The sequence below is a fragment of the Enterobacter genomosp. S genome, from assembly GCF_001631805.1.
GTDB classification, from domain to species: Bacteria; Pseudomonadota; Gammaproteobacteria; order Enterobacterales; family Enterobacteriaceae; genus Enterobacter; species Enterobacter quasihormaechei.
In genome coordinates this window covers 495887-515853 of record NZ_LVVA01000012.1, presented here as the reverse complement: position 1 = coordinate 515853, position 19967 = coordinate 495887, and the positions used below count along the sequence as shown (strand labels likewise).

Here is a 19967-nt window from a genome sequence, read left to right as displayed (position 1 = left end):
CGTTACTCCTTTAGACTCCGTTATAAATATTATGACTATAAGATAGTCATCACATTTATAAGGGCGCGCAATGGCCGTTACTGTACTGAAAAAAGGATCGCTGGCACTGGCAGGCTTACTGCTGGTGGCGCAGGCGCAGGCAACTGAGTTACTGAACAGTTCTTATGATGTTTCGCGCGAGCTGTTTGCCGCCCTTAATCCCGCCTTCGAACAGCAGTGGGCGAAAGAGAACAACGGCGACAAGCTGACCATCAAACAGTCTCACGCCGGCTCGTCCAAGCAGGCGCTGGCCATTTTGCAGGGGCTGAAGGCGGATGTGGTGACCTATAACCAGGTGACGGACGTGCAGATCCTGCACGACAGAGGCAAGCTGATCCCGGCGGACTGGCAAAGCCGCCTGCCGAACAACAGCTCACCGTTCTACTCCACCATGGGCTTCCTGGTGCGCAAGGGCAACCCAAAAAACATTCACGACTGGAACGACCTGGTGCGTTCTGACGTAAAGCTGATCTTCCCGAACCCGAAAACCTCCGGCAACGCGCGTTATACCTACCTGGCAGCGTGGGGCGCGGCGGACAAAGCTGACGGTAACGATAAAGCGAAAACCGAACAGTTTATGACCCAGTTCCTGAAAAACGTCGAGGTGTTTGATACCGGCGGCCGTGGCGCAACCACCACCTTCGCCGAGCGCGGGCTGGGCGACGTGCTGATCAGCTTCGAATCCGAAGTGAACAACATCCGCAAGCAGTATGAAGCGCAGGGGTTTGAGGTCATTATCCCGAAAACTAACATTCTGGCCGAGTTCCCGGTGGCGTGGGTGGATAAAAACGTTAAGGCTAACGGCACCGAAAAGGCGGCAAAAGCCTATCTCAACTATCTTTACAGCCCGCAGGCGCAGACGGTGATCACTGACTATTACTACCGCGTCAACAATCCGGACGTGATGAACAAGCTGAAGGATAAATTCCCGCAGACCGCGCTGTTTCGCGTGGAAGACCATTTCGGCGCCTGGCCTGAGGTGATGAAAACCCATTTTGCCAGCGGCGGTGAGTTAGACAAACTGCTGGCGGCGGGGCGTAAGTAATGTTTGCAGTCTCCTCCAGACGCGTGCTGCCGGGCTTTACCTTAAGCCTCGGGACCAGCCTGCTGTTCGTCTGTCTGATTTTGCTGTTGCCGCTCAGCGCGCTGGTGATGCAGCTCTCTGAGATGAGCTGGTCCCAGTACTGGGAGGTGGTCACCAACCCGCAGGTGGTGGCGGCCTACAAGGTCACGCTGCTGTCGGCGTTTGTGGCCTCGATTTTCAACGGCGTGTTTGGCCTGCTGATGGCGTGGATCTTAACCCGCTATCGCTTCCCGGGCCGTACGCTGCTCGACGCGCTGATGGATCTGCCGTTTGCGCTGCCGACGGCGGTGGCCGGCTTGACGCTGGCGTCGCTGTTCTCCGTAAACGGCTTCTACGGCGAATGGCTGGCGAAGTTTGATATCAAAGTGACCTATACCTGGCTCGGTATCGCGGTGGCGATGGCCTTTACCAGCATCCCATTTGTAGTGCGTACCGTGCAGCCGGTGCTGGAAGAGCTAGGACCCGAATACGAAGAGGCCGCAGAAACGCTGGGGGCCACGCGCTGGCAGAGTTTCCGCAAGGTAGTGTTGCCGGAACTTTCTCCGGCCCTGCTGGCGGGGGTTGCGCTCTCGTTTACCCGCAGCCTCGGTGAATTTGGCGCGGTCATTTTTATCGCCGGGAACATCGCGTGGAAAACCGAAGTGACCTCGCTGATGATTTTTGTCCGTTTGCAGGAGTTTGATTATCCGGCCGCGAGCGCGATTGCCTCGGTGATCCTTGCCGCGTCGCTGCTGCTGCTGTTCTCGATTAACACTCTGCAAAGTCGCTTTGGTCGACGTGTGGTAGGTCACTGATGGCGGAAGTTACGCAATTGAAGCGCTATGACGCGCCCCGCATCAACTGGGGCAAATGGTTTCTGATTGGTACGGGCGTGTTGATCTCCGCCTTCATTCTCGTTGTGCCGATGGTGTACATCTTCGTTCAGGCCTTCAGCAAAGGGATTATGCCCGCGCTGCAAAACCTGGCCGATCCGGACATGCTCAACGCCATCTGGCTGACGGTGATGATTGCCCTGATCACCGTTCCGGTGAATCTGGTGTTTGGCGTATTGCTGGCCTGGCTGGTGACCCGCTTTAACTTTCCGGGGCGTCAACTGCTGCTGACCCTGCTGGACATCCCGTTTGCGGTGTCGCCGGTGGTGGCCGGTCTGGTCTATCTGCTGTTTTACGGCTCTAACGGCCCGCTGGGCGGCTGGCTGGATCAACACGACCTGCAAATTATGTTCGCCTGGCCGGGCATGGTGCTGGTGACGGTCTTTGTGACCTGTCCGTTCGTGGTGCGCGAGCTGGTGCCGGTGATGTTAAGCCAGGGCAGCCATGAGGATGAAGCGGCCGTGCTGCTGGGCGCCTCCGGCTGGCAGATGTTCCGCCGCGTGACGCTGCCGAATATCCGCTGGGCGCTGCTTTACGGCGTGGTGCTGACCAACGCCCGTGCGATTGGTGAGTTTGGCGCGGTGTCGGTGGTATCCGGCTCGATTCGCGGCGAAACCCTGTCGCTGCCGCTACAGATTGAATTACTGGAACAGGACTATAACACCGTCGGTTCCTTTACTGCCGCAGCGTTGCTGACGCTGATGGCGATTTTGACCCTGTTTTTGAAGAGTGTGGTGCAGTGGCGTTTAGAGAATCAGGAAAAACGTCAGCATCAGGAGGGAAATCATGAGCATTGAGATTGCCAATATTAAGAAGTCTTTTGGTCGCACCCAGGTGCTGAATGATATCTCGCTGGATATCCCTTCCGGACAAATGGTGGCGCTGCTGGGGCCGTCTGGCTCCGGTAAAACCACGCTGCTGCGTATTATCGCCGGGCTTGAACATCAGACCAGCGGACATATCCGCTTCCACGGTACGGACGTTAGCCGCCTGCATGCCCGCGATCGTAAAGTCGGCTTTGTCTTCCAGCATTACGCGCTGTTCCGCCACATGACCGTTTTCGACAATATCGCCTTTGGCCTGACGGTGCTGCCGCGTCGTGAACGCCCGGATGCATCAACCATTAAGGCGAAAGTAACCAAACTGCTGGAGATGGTGCAGCTGGCGCATCTGGCGGACCGTTTCCCGGCCCAGCTTTCCGGCGGGCAGAAGCAGCGCGTGGCGCTGGCGCGCGCGTTGGCCGTTGAGCCGCAAATCTTGCTGCTGGATGAACCGTTCGGCGCGCTGGATGCGCAGGTGCGAAAAGAGTTGCGCCGCTGGCTGCGTCAGTTGCATGAAGAACTCCAGTTCACCAGCGTTTTCGTGACCCACGATCAGGAAGAGGCGATGGAAGTGGCCGACCGCGTGGTGGTGATGAGTCAGGGCAACATTGAGCAGGTTGACGAGCCAGAGCAGCTCTGGCGTGAACCGGCGACCCGCTTCGTGCTGGAATTTATGGGCGAGGTGAACCGTCTTCAGGGCACCATTCGCGGCGGTCAGTTCCACGTTGGGGCGCACCGCTGGCCGCTGGGCTACACCTCTGCGCATCAGGGACCGGTCGATCTGTTCCTGCGTCCGTGGGAAGTGGACGTCAGCCGCCGTACCAGCCTGGATTCACCGCTCCCGGTGCAGGTGCTGGAAGCGAGTCCTAAAGGTCACTACACCCAGTTGGTCGTCCAGCCGCTGGGCTGGTATACCGAGCCGCTGACCGTGGTTATGCGTGACGACGAGCCGCCACACCGCGGGGAACGCCTGTTTGTGGGGCTGCAACACGCGCGCATTTATCACGGCAACGAGCGCATCGAGACGCGCGAGGATATTGCTCTGGCGGAGTCAGCCTGATAGGTTAGGATTACGTAGTTTTGCCGGGTGGCGCTGCGCTTACCCGGCCTACAATATGACGTCTGTAGGCCCGGATCGCTGCGCGCCACCGGGCTTTTTATTGGACAGCGATCATGAATACATTAGAAAACACCATCGGCAACACCCCTCTGGTCAAACTTCAGCGCATGGGGCCAGACAACGGCAGCGAAATCTGGGTCAAACTCGAAGGCAATAACCCGGCAGGGTCGGTAAAAGACCGGGCGGCGTTGTCGATGATTGTCCAGGCCGAAAAGCGTGGCGAGATAAAGCCCGGCGACGTGTTAATTGAAGCCACCAGCGGTAATACCGGTATCGCACTGGCGATGATTGCTGCGCTGAAGGGCTATCGCATGAAGCTGCTGATGCCGGATAACATGAGCCAGGAGCGCCGTGCCGCCATGCGCGCCTACGGGGCCGAGCTGATTCTGGTGAGCAAAGAGCAGGGGATGGAAGGGGCGCGCGACCTGGCGCTGGCGCTGGCCGAGCGCGGCGAAGGCAAACTGCTCGACCAGTTCAACAATCCGGACAACCCGTACGCGCACTACACCACCACCGGCCCGGAAATCTGGCAACAAACCAACGGGCGTATCACCCACTTTGTCTCCAGCATGGGAACCACTGGCACAATCACCGGTGTGTCACGCTTTCTGCGCGAGCAGGCAAGCCCGGTGACGATTGTCGGCCTGCAACCGGAAGAGGGAAGCAGTATACCGGGCATTCGCCGCTGGCCCGCAGAGTATATGCCGGGCATCTTTAATGCGCAGCTTGTGGACCAGGTGCTGGATATTCATCAGCGCGAGGCGGAAAATACCATGCGTGAGCTGGCCGTGCGTGAAGGCATCTTCTGCGGCGTCAGCTCTGGCGGTGCCGTAGCGGGTGCGATCCGGGTGGCCGAGTCCACGCCGGGAGCGGTGGTGGTTGCGATTATTTGCGATCGCGGCGATCGTTATCTGTCTACCGGCGTCTTTGGTGAAGAGAGTTATTCGCAGGGGGCGGGGATCTAAGCGTCATGGAGATGATTTTATTCCGGGATAATACCCGGGCGCAGCAAACCGATATTGTCGCCGTACAGTCGCAGGTGGTGTACGGCAGCGTAGGCAACAGCATCGCGGTGCCGAATATTCGCACCCACCGGCTGAACGTTACCGCCGTGCCAACGGTGCTGTTCAGCAATACGCCGCATTACGACACCTTCTACGGCGGCGTGATCCCGGATGAGTGGTTCAGCGGCTACCTTAAGGCGCTGGAAGAGCGGGAGATCCTGCGTGAGCTGAAAGCGGTCACGACCGGCTATATGGGCAGCGCCAGCCAGATTGTGCTGTTGGCGCAGTGGCTAAAGGCGATAAAGGTCCAGCATCCCGATCTGCTGGTGCTGGTTGACCCGGTAATCGGGGATGTCGACAGCGGGATGTACGTGAAGCCTGAAATTCCTGAAGCCTACCGTGAGCATCTGCTGCCGCTGGCCCAGGGCATTACGCCCAACGTGTTTGAGCTGGAAGTGTTGAGCGGTAAATCGTGCCGTACGCCGGAAAGCGCCATTGCCGCCGCGCAGGGGCTGCTTTCCGAAACGCTGAAGTGGGTGGCCATTACCAGCGCGCCAGTGGCTGACGATCCGCAGAATATCCACGTGGTGCTGGTCAGCGAAGAGGGCGTTACCGTAAGCGGCACCCGCGCGTAGAGACGGACCTGAAAGGGACGGGGGATCTGTTCTGTTCGGAGCTGGTGAGCGGTATCGTCGGTGGGAAAACCGTGGCTGACGCCATTCGCATGGCGGGTGACAGAGTGACTGACGTGATGATCTACACGCAGTCGAAAGGCTACGATGAGCTTATTCTGCCTGCATAAACAAAAATGGCGCCCGAAGGCGCCATTTTACCGTGCGGCAAGAATTACTTCTTGATGCGGATAACCGGGGTTTCACCCACGGTAACGCTGCCAGACAGTTTGATCAGCTCTTTGATCTCGTCCATGTTGGAGATAACAACCGGAGTCAGGGTAGACTTCGCTTTTTCTTCCAGCAGTGGCAGATCGAATTCAATCACCGGGTCGCCAACTTTCACACGCTGGCCTTCTTCCGCGATACGTTTGAAGCCTTCGCCTTTCAGTTCAACGGTGTCGATACCGAAGTGAACGAACAGTTCGATACCGCTATCAGATTCGATAGAGAACGCATGGTTGGTTTCAAAAATCTTACCAATGGTACCGTCAACTGGAGCAACCATTTTGTTGCCAGTTGGTTTGATAGCAATGCCATCACCAACGATTTTCTCAGCAAACACTACATCCGGCACGTCTTCGATGTTGACGATCTCGCCGGAGAGCGGAGCAACAATCTCAATAGTTCCGGAGTCGCTATTGCTTTTGTCACCGAACAGTTTACTAAATAAACCCATTAGACTTATCTCCTAAGCAGTAATTTGGGCCGCATCTCGTGGATTAGCAGATTGTTTTTTCTTCAATGAACTTGTTAACCAGCGTCATTAACTCGTCCGTTGTCGGTTGAGCAAGAGCCTGCTCTGCTAATACCTTCGCATCTTCGAAGTTCGTGTTACGGATAATCTTCTTAATGCGCGGGATGGAAATGGCGCTCATAGAGAATTCGTCCAGACCCATACCCAGCAACAGAAGTGTAGCACGTTCGTCGCCTGCAAGCTCACCACACATGCCAGTCCATTTACCTTCTGCATGAGAAGCATCAATAACTTGCTTGATCAAATTCAGTACAGACGGCGACATTGGCTGGTAGAGATGTGAAATCATATCATTACCACGGTCAACTGCCAGGGTGTACTGCGTTAAATCATTGGTACCGATACTAAAGAAATCAACTTCTTTGGCTAAATGACGCGCAATGGTCGCGGCTGCCGGTGTTTCCACCATCACGCCGATCTCGATTGACTCGTCAAACGCTTTACCTTCGTCACGCAGTTCCTGCTTGTAGATTTCAATCTCTTTCTTCAGTGCACGCACTTCTTCAACAGAGATGATCATCGGGAACATGATGCGCAGCTTACCGAAAGCGGATGCACGCAGGATAGCGCGAACCTGGTCACGCAGGATCTCTTTGCGATCCATGGCGATACGCACGGCACGCCAGCCCAGGAACGGGTTTTCTTCTTTCGGGAAGTTCATGTACGGCAGCTCTTTGTCGCCGCCGATGTCCATGGTACGAACGATTACGGCCTGTGAGCCACACGCTTCGGCAACCGCTTTGTACGCGGCAAACTGCTCTTCTTCAGTTGGCAGTGCGTCGCGGTCCATGAACAGGAATTCAGTACGATACAGACCTACACCTTCCGCACCGTTGCGCTCAGCGCCGTCAACGTCGCGTACGGTACCGATGTTAGCGCACACTTCAACCTGATGGCCGTCCAGCGTGATGGCTGGCAGGTCTTTCAGTTTAGCGAGTTCCGCTTTCTCGGTGGCAACCTGCTCCTGAACGGAACGCAGCTGCTCGATCACATCGTTAGTTGGATTGACGTAAACCACGTTGTTTACGGCATCCAGAATCAGATAGTCGTCGTTTTTCACCTGCGAGGTGACGCTACCGGTACCCACGATAGCTGGCAGTTCCAGAGAACGCGCCATGATGGAGGTGTGGGAAGTGCGGCCACCTGCATCGGTAATGAAACCCAGCACCTTGTTCAGGTTCAGCTGTGCGGTTTCAGACGGGGTCAGGTCAGCGGCAACCAGGATCACTTCGTCCTGAATCGCGCTCAGATCGATGATGGCCAGACCCAGGATGTTGCGCAGCAGGCGCTTACCGATGTCACGTACGTCAGCCGCACGCTCTTTCAGGTATTCATCGTCCAGCTCTTCCAGGGCAGAAGCCTGACCTTCGATAACTTCATGCGCAGCCGCGTCGGCCGTCATGCCTTTATCTTTAATCAGGGCTATGATTTCCTGCTCCAGCTCCTCATCTTCGAGCAGCATAATGTGCCCTTCGAAGATGGCTTCTTTTTCTTCACCGAAAGTTTCACCAGCTTTAGTTTTAATCGCTTCCAGTTGCGCAGATGCCTTGGCACGACCGCTCAGAAAACGTTCAACTTCCTGATCAACCTTGTCGGCAGAAATTTTTTTCCGGTCAATGACGATTTCGTCTTCTTTCAGCAGCAGTGCTTTGCCGAAAGCGATACCCGGGGATGCTAAAATGCCTGAAATCATAACCCTACCTTACTTGTGACTGATATTGAAAAGAACCCGGTAAACTTACTCGAGTTCAGCCATCAGCTTAACCAGATGCTCAACTGCTTTCTGCTCGTCTTCACCTTCAGCAGAAATGGTAACAACGGTACCCTGAGTCAGGCCCAGAGTTTGCAGTTTGAACAGGCTTTTTGCGCTAGCGCTTTTGCCGTTGGAAGTCACAGTGATTTCAGAAGTGAAGCCTTTCGCTTCTTTAACAAACTGAGCAGCAGGGCGGGTGTGCAGACCGTTCGGAGCGGTAATGGTAACTTCTTGCTGGAACATTGTATTTCCCCAACTTATAGGTTTAGTGTTGTGGAACTAAAGTCTAGCCTGGCGACTTAACTTTAGCCTGTATTGTTAGCGCTGACGTTTCAATCGTCATTAAACATTATGCAGTGAAAGCAAGACTTGAACCAAATCATAAAATCGATTCAGCAGCGCTATTTCGTTCACTGATTAATTTCGCGCATCAAAATAATTGCTGGTTTAAATACCAGACCCAACGGGGTGAAGCAATGCCAGGAGGGGTAAAAGTTTGAAGCAGGCCACAAAAAAGCACCTGAAAAGGTGCTTTTTTACGCGTTTTTAACATACTGGCATCACTGTTGCAGTTCTTTCTCCGTGAAGAGATCGGCAAACAGTGCGGTGCTCAAGTAACGCTCACCCGAAGAAGGCAGGATAACCACAATATTCTTATTGGTAAAGGTTTCATCTTCCAGAAGTTTGAGGGCAGCCGCGACCGCTGCACCGGAAGAGATACCCGCCAGAATGCCTTCCTCGTCCATCAAGCGACGCGCCGTGGAGATGGCTTCTTCATTGGTAATGGCAACCACTTTGTCGATCAGCTTCAGATCCAGGTTGCCTGGAATAAAGCCTGCGCCGATACCCTGGATTTTGTGCGGGCCTGGCTTAATTTCTTCTCCCGCCAGCGCCTGAGCGATAACCGGTGAGTCGGTTGGCTCAACGGCAACGGTAATCAGATCTTTTTTACCTTTCGTGCCTTTAATATAGCGAGACACGCCGGTCAGCGTACCGCCGGTACCTACGCCGGAGATAAAGACATCAACCTGGCCGTCGGTATCTTCCCAGATTTCCGGACCGGTGGTTTTCTCATGAATTTCCGGGTTGGCCGGATTGCTGAACTGCTGAAGCAGCAGATATTTTGCCGGATCGCTGGCGACGATTTCTTCCGCTTTCTGAATCGCACCCTTCATGCCTTTCGCGCCTTCGGTCAGGACCAGATTCGCACCCAGCGCTTTCAGCAGCTTGCGACGCTCAATGCTCATGGTTTCAGGCATGGTCAGCGTCAGCTTATAGCCGCGCGCCGCTGCAACGTAGGCCAGGGCAATACCGGTGTTACCGCTGGTAGGTTCCACCAGCTCAACGCCGGGCTTCAGCACGCCACGTTTTTCAGCATCCCAAATCATATTTGCACCGATACGGCATTTCACGCTGAAGCTTGGGTTACGAGATTCGACCTTCGCCAGAATGCGTCCATTACCGATACGGTTCAGTCGAACCAGGGGCGTATGACCGATAGTCAGCGAGTTGTCTTCATAAATCTTACTCATGGCCTGTCCTTAACTGTATGAAATTGGGATACCGACCCAGCATACCTGTTGAATAAGTATGGGGAAGTAAGGAAATCGCATATCTATATGCTGCAAGGAAATAATGGGGATCAGTATGGAATAAGGGGCGGCATAAGCCACCCCTCTTTTACACATTTTTGCATTACTTCCATAACGCGTGCTTAGCACGGTAACAGTCCACCCACATCGCCGTCGCGCCGCAAACGGCAACGGGCATGATGAACAGATTCAGGAAAGGAATCATGGTGAACAGGCTGGTGAGCGCGCCGAACTGCATGTTGGCAACCTTCTGAGTGCGCAGGGCGGTGCGCATCTCTTTAAACGGCACCTTATGGTTATCAAACGGGTAGTCGCAGTATTGAATGGCGAGCATCCAGGCGCTGAACAGAAACCACAACACGGGTGCCACCGTCTGGCCGATACCAGGGATGAAATAAAGGATAAGCAGCACAATCGCGCGCGGCAGGTACCAGGCAAATTTCTGCCATTCACGCTTCATGATGCGCGGGATATCCTTCATGATCCCCAGTACGCCCGTGTCAGGCGGGGTCGCACCGGTCAGGCGCGCTTCCAGCTGTTCGGCCAGCAGACCGTTGAACGGCGCGGCTATCCAGTTTGCTATCGTCGAAAAGAAATAGCCGAAAACCAGCAGCACGGAAATGATCGCTATTGGCCAGAGCAGGTAGTCAAGCCACTGTAACCAGTCCGGCACATAGCTCATCAGGGAAGGGATCCAGCTTTCCAGTCTGGTGAACAGCCACCAGAACGCGCCCCCCATCAGAAGAATGTTGATCAGCAGCGGCAAAATAACGAAGCGTCGAATGCCCGGCAGGGAGACCAGTTTCCAGCCCTGTGAAAAGTACCAGACCCCGCTACGTGGGGCAGAAGAAGATGTTGAAACCATACCAGGCTGTACTCCTTTTTACACAACCAGTGGAATTGCCCGCCTATATTATCCAGTTACGGGCCGATGACCAGTTCGGAAATGTTCGAAAAACCAGCAAAAAGCACGATTTAGTTCATCTTTATGCTGTGAATGCTCTGCATACACTTGCACTTGACGTAAACGGCAAATACTCTTAGTGAGTAAATGTTTGCCGTGGTGGCAAGGTGTTAGAACAACAGAGAATATAATGATGCAGGATTTGCGTCTGATATTAATCATTGTTGGCGCGATCGCCATAATCGCTTTACTGGTACATGGTTTCTGGACCAGCCGTAAAGAGCGTTCCTCTATGTTTCGCGATCGTCCACTGAAGCGCATGAAGTCCAGTCGTGACGACGATGACGTTGAAGACGACGTCGACGGCCTTGACGACGACGGCGTGGGTGAAGTCCGTGTTCATCGGGTCAATACTGCGCCCGGCGCAGCGCATGGAGAGCATGAAGCTCCCCGCGCTCCGCAGCACCAGTATCAACCACCGTATGCCTCTGCCCAGCCGCGCCAGCCAGCGCCGCCGCCAGTGGAAGAACCTGTGCGTCATACGCAGCAGCAGCCTGTGCAACCGCAGCCCGTTGCGCCACAGCCTGTACAGCCGCAACCTGTGCATCAGCCTGCTCAGCAGCCACAGCCGGTACAGCAGCCACAGCCGGTACAGCAGCCGCAGCCAGTGCAGCAGCCGCAGCCAGTGCATCAACCGCAGCCGCAGCCTGAACCCGTACCGCCTGCGGCACAGCCCGCTCCGCGCGTTGAGCCAGAGCCGGTAGCAGCGCCAGAACCGGTTGTTGAAAAGCCGAAGCGTAAAGAAGAAGTGATCATCATGAACGTGGCTGCCCATCACGGCACCCATCTGAACGGTGACGTGCTGCTTAACAGCATCCAGCAGGCAGGCTTCAAGTTCGGCGACATGAATATTTTCCATCGCCACCTGAGTCCTGACGGCAGCGGCCCGGCACTGTTTAGCCTGGCCAATATGGTGAATCCAGGCACGTTTGACCCGGAAATGACCGGTGATTTCGTCACGCCTGGCGTAACGATCTTTATGCAGGTGCCGTCCTACGGTGACGAACTGCAAAACTTTAAGCTGATGCTACAGTCCGCTCAGCACATCGCCGACGAAGTGGGCGGTGTGGTGCTCGACGATCAGCGTCGAATGATGACGCCGCAGAAACTGCGCGAATATCAGGACCGCATCCGCGAAGTTAAGGAAGCGAACGCGTAATCGTCGCGTTATCGTCAACCCCTCCTCAACCCCCGCTTGTCGGGGGTTTTTCTCATTGATGGTGCGATATGGACTCAATCGAACAACAACTTACTGAACTGCGAACCACGCTTCGCCATCATGAATATCTCTATCATGTTATGGATGCACCGGAAGTGCCGGATGCGGAATATGACCGCCTGATGCGTGAACTGCGCGAGCTGGAAGCGCAGCACCCGGAGCTGATTACGCCAGACTCCCCGACGCAGCGCGTCGGCGCGGAGCCGCTGGGCGCTTTCAGTCAGGTGCGTCACGAAGTGCCGATGCTGTCGCTGGATAACGTTTTTGATGAAGAGAGTTTTCTGGCTTTCAACAAGCGCGTGCAGGATCGCCTGAAGAGTGTCGACAATCTGAGCTGGTGCTGCGAGCTGAAGCTGGACGGTCTGGCCGTCAGCATTCTTTATGAGAACGGCGTGATGGTGCGTGCCGCAACGCGCGGCGATGGTACCACCGGGGAAGACATCACCACCAACGTGCGCACCATTCGTGCGATCCCGCTGAAGCTGCGCGGCGATAACATTCCAGCCCGGCTGGAAGTGCGCGGGGAGGTGTTTCTTCCGCAGGCGGGCTTCGAAAAGATCAATGAAGAAGCGCGTCGTACCGGGGGAAAAGTGTTTGCTAACCCGCGTAACGCGGCAGCAGGTTCTCTGCGTCAGCTCGATCCGCGCATCACCGCGAAGCGACCGCTTACTTTCTTCTGCTATGGCGTCGGGATCCTGGAGGGCGGCGAGCTGCCAGATACCCATCTCGGGCGCTTATTGCAGTTCAAAGAGTGGGGGTTACCGGTAAGCAACCGCGTGCAGCTCTGCGACTCTCCGGAGGCGGTGCTGGCGTTCTACCGTAAGGTTGAAGAGGATCGCCCCACACTCGGGTTTGATATTGATGGCGTGGTGATCAAGGTTAACTCCCTGGCGTTGCAGGAACAGTTAGGGTTTGTGGCCCGTGCGCCGCGCTGGGCGGTAGCCTTTAAGTTCCCGGCGCAGGAGCAGATGACCTTCGTTCGCGACGTGGAGTTTCAGGTAGGGCGTACGGGGGCGATTACGCCGGTAGCGCGTCTGGAGCCTGTACAGGTGGCCGGCGTGCTGGTGAGCAACGCCACGCTGCATAACGCCGATGAAATTGCCCGCCTGGGCCTGCGCATCGGTGACAAAGTGGTGATTCGCCGCGCGGGCGACGTGATCCCGCAGGTGGTAAACGTTGTGGAGTCAGAGCGTCCTGCCGACACCCGCGCCATTGAGTTTCCGGCCCACTGTCCGGTATGTGGTTCTGACGTGGAGCGCGTGGAAGGTGAAGCGGTAACGCGCTGTACGGGCGGGTTAATCTGTGGCGCGCAGCGTAAAGAGTCCCTGAAGCACTTCGTCTCACGCCGGGCGATGGATGTGGACGGAATGGGTGACAAGATCATCGACCAGTTAGTTGAGAAAGAGTACGTCCATACGCCAGCGGATCTCTTTACGCTGACGGCAGGCAAGCTGACTGGCCTCGATCGTATGGGACCGAAATCCGCCCAGAACGTCGTTAACGCACTCGAGGCAGCCAAAAACACCACCTTTGCCCGATTCCTCTACGCGCTCGGCATTCGTGAAGTCGGGGAGGCGACGGCGGCGGGGCTGGCGGCGTATTTCGGCACGCTGGAGGCGCTGGAGAAAGCCAGCATCGACGAGCTACAGAAAGTCCCGGATGTCGGCATCGTGGTCGCCACACACGTCTTTAACTTCTTCGCCGAAGAGAGCAACCGTGAGGTGATCGGTAAATTACTGGAGCAGGGGATTCACTGGCCTGCGCCGGTGGTGGTGAATGCCGACGAGATCGACAGCCCGTTTGCCGGTAAAACGGTGGTGCTGACCGGTAGCCTGAGTCAGCTTTCACGCGATGACGCGAAGGCCCGACTGGTGGCGCTGGGTGCGAAAGTGGCGGGCAGCGTGTCGAAGAAAACCGATCTGGTGATTGCCGGGGAAGCGGCCGGTTCGAAGCTGGCCAAAGCGCAGGAGCTCGGCATCGAGGTGATCGACGAAGACGAAATGATGCGCCTGTTAGGAGAGTAACGTGGAAAAAGAGCAGCTCGTTGAGATCGCCAATACGGAGATGCCGTTCGGTAAATATAAGGGCCGCAGGCTGATTGATTTACCGGAAGAGTATCTGCTGTGGTTTGCCCGTAAGGATGAGTTCCCCGCCGGGCGACTGGGCGAGCTGATGGCTATCACGTTAGTGATCAAAACTGAGGGGCTGACCCAGCTGGTTCAGCCCCTGAAGCGTCCTTAAGCTTTCGCGGCGCGGGTCTCTTCCTGCGCCAGCTTTTCCGTCTGCGCCTTGTAGCGCCGCGCCAGTACCGCACACACCATCAGCTGGATCTGATGGAAAATCATCAGCGGCAGCACCATCATCCCAATGACCGACGTCGGGAACAGGATATTGGCCATCGGGATCCCGTTAGCCAGGCTCTTTTTCGACCCGCAGAAGACGATGGTGATTTCATCGGCCTTATTGAAGCCGCACCTGCGGGCCACAAAGACGTTAACTGCGATGACAATGGCCAGCAGAACAATGCTTACCACCACAATAAACAGCAGCGATCCGGCGCCCACCTTGTGCCAGATGCCGTTCACAACGGCTTCGCTAAAGGCTGTGTAAACCACCAGCAGAATGGAGCTTTGATCCGTTTTGCCGATCCATTTTTTGTGTTTCGCCACAAACTCGCCAATCCATGGGCGGGATAAGTGTCCGAGCACAAACGGCAGCAGCAGTTGCAGACAAATTTTACCCACCTGTTCCAGGTTGCCCTCCGCACCGTGCATGTTCATCAGCAGACCGACCAGCAGCGGTGAAACGAAGATCCCCAGCAGGCTGGAAGCGGAAGCAGAGCAAACCGCTGCCGCGACGTTGCCGCCCGCCAGCGAGGTAAAAGCAATAGCGGACTGCACCGTGGCCGGCAAAATGCACAGATAGAGGAAGCCGGAATACAGCGCGGGGTCGACATTCACCGGCGCCCACCAGGCAAACAGCACGCCCAGTACCGGGAAGAGGATAAAGGTGCTGCACATTACCCAGAGGTGCAGTCGCCAGTGGCTACCGCCTGCAATAATGGCTTCCCGGGAAAGTTTGGCACCATGCATAAAGAACAGCAGGGCAATGGCTGCCGTGGTCACGCCTTCAATAACGGGCACAAAACTGCCTCGCGCCGGGAAAAACGAGGCCAGCAAGACGACACCAATCAGGGTCAGCGTGAACGGATCAAGGATACGAAAAAGTTTCATAATCACTCCTGAAAACAGATGTCGCTATTGTGCTTTCTTCCCTTTGAGAAATAAAATTGATTTATTGCATCCATTCATGAATTAAACAGATGAATTATTCGTTACGCCAGCTTCGCGTTTTCGTCACCGTCGCGCAGGCCCGCAGCTTTAGCCGGGCAGGGGAGATGATCGGCCTCAGCCAGTCGGCGGTGAGCCATAGCGTTAAGGAGCTTGAAACGCAAACAGGGGTGAAGCTGCTCGACCGCACGACGCGAGAAGTGGTGCTCACCGAAGCGGGACAGCAACTGGCAACGCGTCTGGAGAGGCTGCTGGATGAACTGAACAGTACGCTGCGGGATGTCGGGCGGCTCGGGCAACAGCTTTCCGGCACCGTGAGAGTTGCGGCGAGCCAGACGATTTCGGCGCATCTTATTCCTCAGTGCATTGCGGAAAGTAATCACCGCTATCCTGATATCGATTTTGTTTTGCACGACAGGCCGCAGCAGTGGGTACTGGAGAGTATTCGTCAGGGGGATGTGGATTTCGGTATTGTCATTGACCCCGGGGCGGTAAGCGACCTGGAATGTGAAGTGGTGCTCTCGGAGCCCTTTTTATTGCTCTGTCGCGAGGATGACCCTCTGGCATCGCTGCCGCAGGTGACCTGGCAAGCCTTGCACGGGGCAAACCTGGTGCTACAGGATTATGCCTCTGGCAGCCGTCCGCTGATAGATGCCGCACTGACCGCGCAGGGGGTTAAGGCAACCATTGTGCAGGAAATTGGGCATCCTGCCACACTGTTCCCGATGGTCGAAGCGGGGATTGGCATCAGCGTTCTGCCGGCGCTGGCGCTGCCACTGCCGCAGGGGAGTCGTTTAACGGTAAAGCGTTTCTTGCCCTGTATTGAACGCCAGCTGATGCTGGTACGCCGTAAAAACAGGTCTCTTTCTGGAGCGGCGCACGCCTGCTGGGATGTGGTGCGCATGCAGGCCGGGCGTTTGATGGAGGCCCGCACGCGCGATCCGCTCTTTAACGTAAACAGCGATTAGATGTAGATATCAACCTTATGGTCTGCGGAGGGCTTATTGATGCCTTCCGCCACGGCCTGACCGTTTTCCTGTTTTGGCATTGCCTCTTCTGCCTGCTGACGCAGCAATTGCGCCAGCTGTGCCTGCAACATAGCCAGCTGTGATTCGAGTAATTCCTGCTGCTTTTGCTTCTCTTCTGCCGTGGCATCACCCATGGCGACTTCTTTGAGCTGCTGAGTGACTTTCGTTATCTGTTTGGTCAGACGGGTGATCCGGGAAGCAATGTCGTTTCCGCCGGAGCTGTTGTCTACGCTGCCGATTTCCATCGCCGACAGAGAAACGGGCTTAAGAGTTGTCATATTGAGATCCTTTTCGCCATAAAATAGAGGTATCGGCAAAGAAGGCGTGAGCTTGAGTAAAACAAGCGGTCTGGCTGCAATGGGGATGTGCTATATCGCAGATAGCAAAAAAGCGCCTTTAGGGCGCTTTTTTACATTGGTGGGTCGTGCAGGATTCGAACCTGCGACCAATTGATTAAAAGTCAACTGCTCTACCAACTGAGCTAACGACCCGAAATGGTGGGCGATGACGGGCTCGAACCGCCGACCCCCTCCGTGTAAAGGAGATGCTCTACCAACTGAGCTAATCGCCCAATCTCAATTCTTATCTACACTGCGAGTCTACCGAAGTAGATGGTGGGTGATGACGGGCTCGAACCGCCGACCCCCTCCGTGTAAAGGAGATGCTCTACCAACTGAGCTAATCACCCCCGCTGTGTGGAGTCGCATTATAGGGAGAGTTGAAAATGAGTCAACGCATTTTCTAAAGTTTTTATTCGTTCGTCGTAAAATTAGTCAAAACGATCGCAAAACGGACTGTGGCGCATGATTTCTAAACAAAAACAGCAATCTCGAACCGGATAAAGTGATCGACATTGAGGAATCGGCCCACAGTGATAGAATATTGCCCATTGTTTTCTTCCCAGGATTTGCCGATTACCGGCATCTTTATAACGTAAGGCCATTTCATGAAAATCAAAACTCGCTTCGCGCCGAGCCCGACAGGCTATCTGCATGTCGGTGGTGCACGTACCGCTCTCTATTCCTGGCTTTTCGCACGCCACAACAAAGGTGAGTTTGTGCTGCGTATTGAAGACACCGATCTTGAGCGCTCAACGCCGGAAGCAATTGAAGCCATTATGGATGGGATGAACTGGCTGAATCTGGAGTGGGACGAAGGCCCGTACTTCCAGACCAAACGTTTTGACCGCTATAACGACGTCATTGACGAGATGCTGGTCGCGGGCACGGCCTATAAGTGCTACTGCTCCAGAGAGCGTCTGGATGCGCTGCGCGAAGAGCAAATGGCAAAAGGCGAAAAACCGCGTTATGACGGTCGTTGCCGTCACGACCACAGCGAGCATGCTGCCGATGAGCCGTGCGTTGTGCGTTTTGCTAACCCGCAGGAAGGCTCTGTTATCTTTGATGACCAGATCCGTGGCCCGATCGAATTCAGCAACCAGGAGCTGGATGATTTGATTATTCGTCGTACTGACGGATCGCCAACCTATAACTTCTGCGTAGTTGTGGACGACTGGGATATGGAAATCACGCACGTGATCCGTGGTGAAGACCATATCAATAACACCCCGCGTCAGATCAACATCCTGAAAGCGCTGAACGCGCCGGTACCGGTGTACGCGCACGTATCGATGATCAACGGTGACGACGGCAAAAAACTGTCCAAACGCCACGGCGCGGTGAGCGTGATGCAGTACCGTGATGACGGCTATCTGCCGGAAGCGCTGCTGAACTACCTGGTGCGTCTGGGCTGGGCCCATGGCGACCAGGAGATCTTCAGCCGCGAAGAGATGATCAACCTGTTCTCTTTGAACTCGGTGAGCAAATCCGCCAGCGCGTTCAACACCGACAAGCTGCTGTGGCTGAACCATCACTACATCAATACTATGCAGCCAGAATATGTGGCGACTTATCTGCAATGGCACATTGAGCAGGCAAACATCGATACCCGTACTGGCCCGGAACTGGCGGATCTGGTGAAACTGCTTGGCGAGCGTTGCAAAACGCTGAAAGAGATTGCCGAAAGCTGCCGCTATTTCTATGAAGAGTTTGACGCGTTCGACGCGGACGCGGCCAAGAAACACCTGCGTCCGGTTGCGCGTCAGCCGCTGGAAGTAGTGCGAGACAAGCTCGAAGCCATTAGCGAATGGACAGCGGAAAATGTGCACCACGCGATTCAGGCTACTGCTGATGAGCTGGAAATTGGCATGGGTAAAGTCGGTATGCCGCTGCGCGTTGCGGTAACGGGGGCAGGCCAGTCTCCGGCGCTGGACGTGACCGTACATGCAATTGGTAAATCGCGTAGCGTTGCGCGCATCAATAAGGCGCTGGGCTTTATCGCTGAGCGCGAAAGCCAGCAGTAATGCCCGCGTAATACACATAACGGCAGGGTGACCTGCCGTTTTTTTTGCCTGTTATTCAGCAATACCTAGACGCGTAAGAAAACCCTGCAAACCTTCACGCGCGAGCAGTGCGCGCAAACGTTCCTGTTCCACTGCCGTCATGTTTTCCAGCGAGTCGATGATTTGTGGAAGCAGGCTGGATGAGGTCGCCACGCCATAGAGGGACGGGCTTTCCGCAACGTGGTAAACAGCCCGACGGTTACGCATGGCGGGAAGGCTTATGATGTGCTCCTTAACGTGCGCATCAATGCATATCACCCGCGCTCTTCCGCCTTTAACACCATTAATCCCCTCCGTTTTCCATCCTTTTTGTCGTATCCAGCGATTAACGGTCTGTCGGGCTACGCCCAGACTGTCCGCCAGCTCTTCCGTGGTCATTTTGCTGCGTAATCTTTTCATATTAGCGTTGGTCGCGAATCCCTAAGCGTTGTAACAATCCGGTAATCCCTTCCCGCAGTAACAGCGATGTCATCTGCTTTTGCTCATCCGGCGTCATTTCATTCGCCAGCGTCATGAGCAGGGTGTGAAGTGAACCGTCGTGGTACGCCTTATCTGGCATTTCCGGCGACTCTGTCACCCTGCGTGCGCTGCGAATAAAGTCGCGCACTTTTTCATTGACGTGTACCAGACGCGCCTTGCCGCCCTGAACGCCTGGTTTTGGCGATGTAATCCAACCCTCTTTGCGTACCCATTTATTGATGGTCTGTCGGCTATAGCCAGTCAGCAGGGCTAACTCTTCTGGCGTCATTCGTTCCTTGATCATACAATTTCCTGAATATCTGTGGGGTTAATTAGTGGTTCATTTTATAGCACCGTTTTACGTGAAAACGTGACAAGCTTAACTCCTGGCTGCGAGCAGGCTCGCAAAGTGATTCATTTGCATGATTTTTCGGCGGTTGAAAGGCGGAGGCTGAATTTGCCGTTGACACGTTGCGACGGAATTCATATTATGCCGCCCGTCAACATGACAGCTTTACGATGGGGCTATAGCTCAGCTGGGAGAGCGCCTGCATGGCATGCAGGAGGTCAGCGGTTCGATCCCGCTTAGCTCCACCAAACTCTGAACCCAACAGAGTGCGGTAGGTAAAGTAACATGTGGGGCTATAGCTCAGCTGGGAGAGCGCTTGCATGGCATGCAAGAGGTCAGCGGTTCGATCCCGCTTAGCTCCACCAAAATTTAAACCCTCGTCGCAAGACGGGGGTTTTTTTATATCTTGTAAAATGTTTAGACTCTTTTTGTTGCCAGCAATGTCGTTTTCTATACATCACCTCAATCCAAATCAATAAACAAGTCTATAAAAAGACCTGAACTTGATTCGTGCAATTAATAAACCTATTATCCATCCGGTCAA

General features: G+C 55.1%; 19 protein-coding genes, 5 tRNA genes and 1 pseudogene. 13 read left to right on the top strand and 12 right to left on the bottom strand.

Annotation, left to right across the window (positions count from 1 at the left end):
* Positions 1-70: 70 nt before the first annotated feature.
* The 6 genes and pseudogenes from A3466_RS10060 (at position 71) to pdxK (ending at position 5742) form a co-directional block, all read left to right on the top strand.
* On the top strand, positions 71-1084 hold the full coding sequence (locus A3466_RS10060) for a sulfate ABC transporter substrate-binding protein (protein ID WP_063450461.1): 1014 nt from the start codon (positions 71-73) through the stop codon (positions 1082-1084).
* On the top strand, positions 1084-1917 hold the full coding sequence (cysT, locus tag A3466_RS10055) for a sulfate/thiosulfate ABC transporter permease CysT (protein WP_063450460.1): 834 nt from the start codon (positions 1084-1086) through the stop codon (positions 1915-1917). The genes A3466_RS10060 and cysT overlap by 1 nt, the downstream gene beginning before the upstream one ends.
* On the top strand, positions 1917-2792 hold the full coding sequence (gene cysW, locus A3466_RS10050) for a sulfate/thiosulfate ABC transporter permease CysW (protein ID WP_063450459.1): 876 nt from the start codon (positions 1917-1919) through the stop codon (positions 2790-2792). Before cysT ends, cysW begins: the two co-directional genes overlap by 1 nt.
* On the top strand, positions 2782-3876 hold the full coding sequence (cysA, locus tag A3466_RS10045) for a sulfate/thiosulfate ABC transporter ATP-binding protein CysA (protein ID WP_063450458.1): 1095 nt from the start codon (positions 2782-2784) through the stop codon (positions 3874-3876). Before cysW ends, cysA begins: the two co-directional genes overlap by 11 nt.
* Before the next feature lie 113 nt (positions 3877-3989).
* Positions 3990-4901, top strand: coding sequence for a cysteine synthase CysM (cysM, locus tag A3466_RS10040; RefSeq protein ID WP_063450457.1), 912 nt, complete (start codon positions 3990-3992; stop codon positions 4899-4901).
* A 5-nt stretch (positions 4902-4906) separates the two neighbouring features.
* Positions 4907-5742, top strand: a pseudogene (pdxK, locus tag A3466_RS10035) (pyridoxine/pyridoxal/pyridoxamine kinase).
* A 44-nt stretch (positions 5743-5786) separates the two neighbouring features.
* On the opposite strand, the gene crr reads toward pdxK, so the two are convergent.
* The 5 genes from crr to cysZ form a co-directional block, all read right to left on the bottom strand.
* A complete protein-coding gene (crr, locus tag A3466_RS10030) occupies positions 5787-6290 on the bottom strand; it encodes a PTS glucose transporter subunit IIA (RefSeq protein ID WP_022648946.1) in 504 nt (167 codons plus the stop codon).
* A gap of 43 nt (positions 6291-6333) precedes the next feature.
* On the bottom strand, positions 6334-8061 hold the full coding sequence (gene ptsI, locus A3466_RS10025) for a phosphoenolpyruvate-protein phosphotransferase PtsI (protein WP_006811455.1): 1728 nt from the start codon (positions 8059-8061) through the stop codon (positions 6334-6336).
* Positions 8062-8106: 45 nt separating this feature from the next.
* Positions 8107-8364, bottom strand: coding sequence for a phosphocarrier protein Hpr (gene ptsH, locus A3466_RS10020; RefSeq protein WP_000487600.1), 258 nt, complete (start codon positions 8362-8364; stop codon positions 8107-8109).
* A gap of 317 nt (positions 8365-8681) precedes the next feature.
* Complete coding sequence (gene cysK, locus A3466_RS10015; RefSeq protein WP_006811453.1) at positions 8682-9653, bottom strand: cysteine synthase A; 972 nt, start codon at positions 9651-9653, stop codon at positions 8682-8684.
* Between the two features lie 163 nt (positions 9654-9816).
* On the bottom strand, positions 9817-10578 hold the full coding sequence (gene cysZ / locus A3466_RS10010) for a sulfate transporter CysZ (RefSeq protein ID WP_063450456.1): 762 nt from the start codon (positions 10576-10578) through the stop codon (positions 9817-9819).
* A 229-nt stretch (positions 10579-10807) separates the two neighbouring features.
* On the opposite strand from cysZ, the gene zipA reads away from it, so the two are divergent.
* From zipA to A3466_RS09995, 3 genes are all read left to right on the top strand, one after another.
* Positions 10808-11836, top strand: coding sequence for a cell division protein ZipA (gene zipA, locus A3466_RS10005; protein ID WP_063450455.1), 1029 nt, complete (start codon positions 10808-10810; stop codon positions 11834-11836).
* A gap of 68 nt (positions 11837-11904) precedes the next feature.
* Entirely contained in the window at positions 11905-13920 is a 2016-nt protein-coding gene (gene ligA / locus A3466_RS10000; protein ID WP_063450454.1) for an NAD-dependent DNA ligase LigA, read from the top strand.
* Between the two features lies 1 nt (position 13921).
* On the top strand, positions 13922-14137 hold the full coding sequence (locus tag A3466_RS09995) for a DUF3820 family protein (protein WP_063450453.1): 216 nt from the start codon (positions 13922-13924) through the stop codon (positions 14135-14137).
* On the opposite strand, the gene A3466_RS09990 is transcribed toward A3466_RS09995, so the two are convergent.
* Positions 14134-15129 (bottom strand): bile acid:sodium symporter family protein, encoded by a 996-nt coding sequence (locus A3466_RS09990; protein ID WP_063450452.1) that lies wholly within the window; start codon positions 15127-15129, stop codon positions 14134-14136. The two genes, A3466_RS09995 and A3466_RS09990, sit on opposite strands and share 4 nt — an antisense overlap.
* 89 nt (positions 15130-15218) lie before the next feature.
* On the opposite strand from A3466_RS09990, the gene A3466_RS09985 reads away from it, so the two are divergent.
* A complete protein-coding gene (locus A3466_RS09985; RefSeq protein ID WP_063450451.1) occupies positions 15219-16154 on the top strand; it encodes a LysR family transcriptional regulator in 936 nt (311 codons plus the stop codon).
* On the opposite strand, the gene A3466_RS09980 is transcribed toward A3466_RS09985, so the two are convergent.
* The 4 genes from A3466_RS09980 to A3466_RS09965 all read right to left on the bottom strand — a co-directional run bounded on the left by A3466_RS09980 (position 16151) and on the right by A3466_RS09965 (position 16902).
* On the bottom strand, positions 16151-16492 hold the full coding sequence (locus tag A3466_RS09980; protein WP_063450450.1) for a FlxA-like family protein: 342 nt from the start codon (positions 16490-16492) through the stop codon (positions 16151-16153). The genes A3466_RS09985 and A3466_RS09980 overlap by 4 nt on opposite strands.
* A 137-nt stretch (positions 16493-16629) precedes the next feature.
* Positions 16630-16705: transfer RNA gene (locus A3466_RS09975), tRNA-Lys, on the bottom strand.
* A 4-nt stretch (positions 16706-16709) separates the two neighbouring features.
* Positions 16710-16785 (bottom strand) — tRNA-Val (locus tag A3466_RS09970).
* 41 nt (positions 16786-16826) lie between these two features.
* Positions 16827-16902, bottom strand: a tRNA-Val gene (locus A3466_RS09965).
* Between the two features lie 258 nt (positions 16903-17160).
* On the opposite strand from A3466_RS09965, the gene gltX reads away from it, so the two are divergent.
* The gene (gltX, locus tag A3466_RS09960; RefSeq protein WP_063450449.1) at positions 17161-18576 is read left to right on the top strand and encodes a glutamate--tRNA ligase; all 1416 of its coding nucleotides are present in this window, start codon (positions 17161-17163) and stop codon (positions 18574-18576) included.
* A gap of 51 nt (positions 18577-18627) precedes the next feature.
* Here the strand turns inward: gltX and A3466_RS09955 are convergent, their stop codons facing one another.
* The gene (locus A3466_RS09955) at positions 18628-19014 is read right to left on the bottom strand and encodes a YfeC-like transcriptional regulator (protein WP_063450448.1); all 387 of its coding nucleotides are present in this window, start codon (positions 19012-19014) and stop codon (positions 18628-18630) included.
* Position 19015: 1 nt separating this feature from the next.
* On the bottom strand, positions 19016-19378 hold the full coding sequence (locus tag A3466_RS09950) for a YfeC-like transcriptional regulator (RefSeq protein WP_063450447.1): 363 nt from the start codon (positions 19376-19378) through the stop codon (positions 19016-19018).
* 217 nt (positions 19379-19595) lie between these two features.
* On the opposite strand from A3466_RS09950, the gene A3466_RS09945 reads away from it, so the two are divergent.
* Together A3466_RS09945 and A3466_RS09940 are read left to right on the top strand one after the other, a co-directional pair.
* Positions 19596-19671: transfer RNA gene (locus tag A3466_RS09945), tRNA-Ala, on the top strand.
* A gap of 41 nt (positions 19672-19712) precedes the next feature.
* A tRNA-Ala gene (locus tag A3466_RS09940) sits at positions 19713-19788 on the top strand.
* Positions 19789-19967: the final 179 nt, after the last annotated feature.

Bases quoted from the DNA above. Each gene is read 5' to 3' on its own strand.
- cysZ (WP_063450456.1), bottom strand. From the start codon at position 10,578: ATGGTTTCAACATCTTCTTCTGCCCCACGTAGCGGGGTCTGGTACTTT.
- ptsI (WP_006811455.1), bottom strand. From the start codon at position 8,061: ATGATTTCAGGCATTTTAGCATCCCCGGGTATCGCTTTCGGCAAAGCA.
- cysW (WP_063450459.1), top strand. From the start codon at position 1,917: ATGGCGGAAGTTACGCAATTGAAGCGCTATGACGCGCCCCGCATCAAC.
- cysK (WP_006811453.1), bottom strand. From the start codon at position 9,653: ATGAGTAAGATTTATGAAGACAACTCGCTGACTATCGGTCATACGCCC.
- A3466_RS09955 (WP_063450448.1), bottom strand. From the start codon at position 19,014: ATGAAAAGATTACGCAGCAAAATGACCACGGAAGAGCTGGCGGACAGT.
- A3466_RS09985 (WP_063450451.1), top strand. From the start codon at position 15,219: ATGAATTATTCGTTACGCCAGCTTCGCGTTTTCGTCACCGTCGCGCAG.
- ligA (WP_063450454.1), top strand. From the start codon at position 11,905: ATGGACTCAATCGAACAACAACTTACTGAACTGCGAACCACGCTTCGC.
- cysA (WP_063450458.1), top strand. From the start codon at position 2,782: ATGAGCATTGAGATTGCCAATATTAAGAAGTCTTTTGGTCGCACCCAG.
- A3466_RS10060 (WP_063450461.1), top strand. From the start codon at position 71: ATGGCCGTTACTGTACTGAAAAAAGGATCGCTGGCACTGGCAGGCTTA.
- ptsH (WP_000487600.1), bottom strand. From the start codon at position 8,364: ATGTTCCAGCAAGAAGTTACCATTACCGCTCCGAACGGTCTGCACACC.
- A3466_RS09950 (WP_063450447.1), bottom strand. From the start codon at position 19,378: ATGATCAAGGAACGAATGACGCCAGAAGAGTTAGCCCTGCTGACTGGC.
- zipA (WP_063450455.1), top strand. From the start codon at position 10,808: ATGATGCAGGATTTGCGTCTGATATTAATCATTGTTGGCGCGATCGCC.
- gltX (WP_063450449.1), top strand. From the start codon at position 17,161: ATGAAAATCAAAACTCGCTTCGCGCCGAGCCCGACAGGCTATCTGCAT.
- A3466_RS09990 (WP_063450452.1), bottom strand. From the start codon at position 15,129: ATGAAACTTTTTCGTATCCTTGATCCGTTCACGCTGACCCTGATTGGT.
- A3466_RS09980 (WP_063450450.1), bottom strand. From the start codon at position 16,492: ATGACAACTCTTAAGCCCGTTTCTCTGTCGGCGATGGAAATCGGCAGC.
- cysM (WP_063450457.1), top strand. From the start codon at position 3,990: ATGAATACATTAGAAAACACCATCGGCAACACCCCTCTGGTCAAACTT.
- crr (WP_022648946.1), bottom strand. From the start codon at position 6,290: ATGGGTTTATTTAGTAAACTGTTCGGTGACAAAAGCAATAGCGACTCC.
- cysT (WP_063450460.1), top strand. From the start codon at position 1,084: ATGTTTGCAGTCTCCTCCAGACGCGTGCTGCCGGGCTTTACCTTAAGC.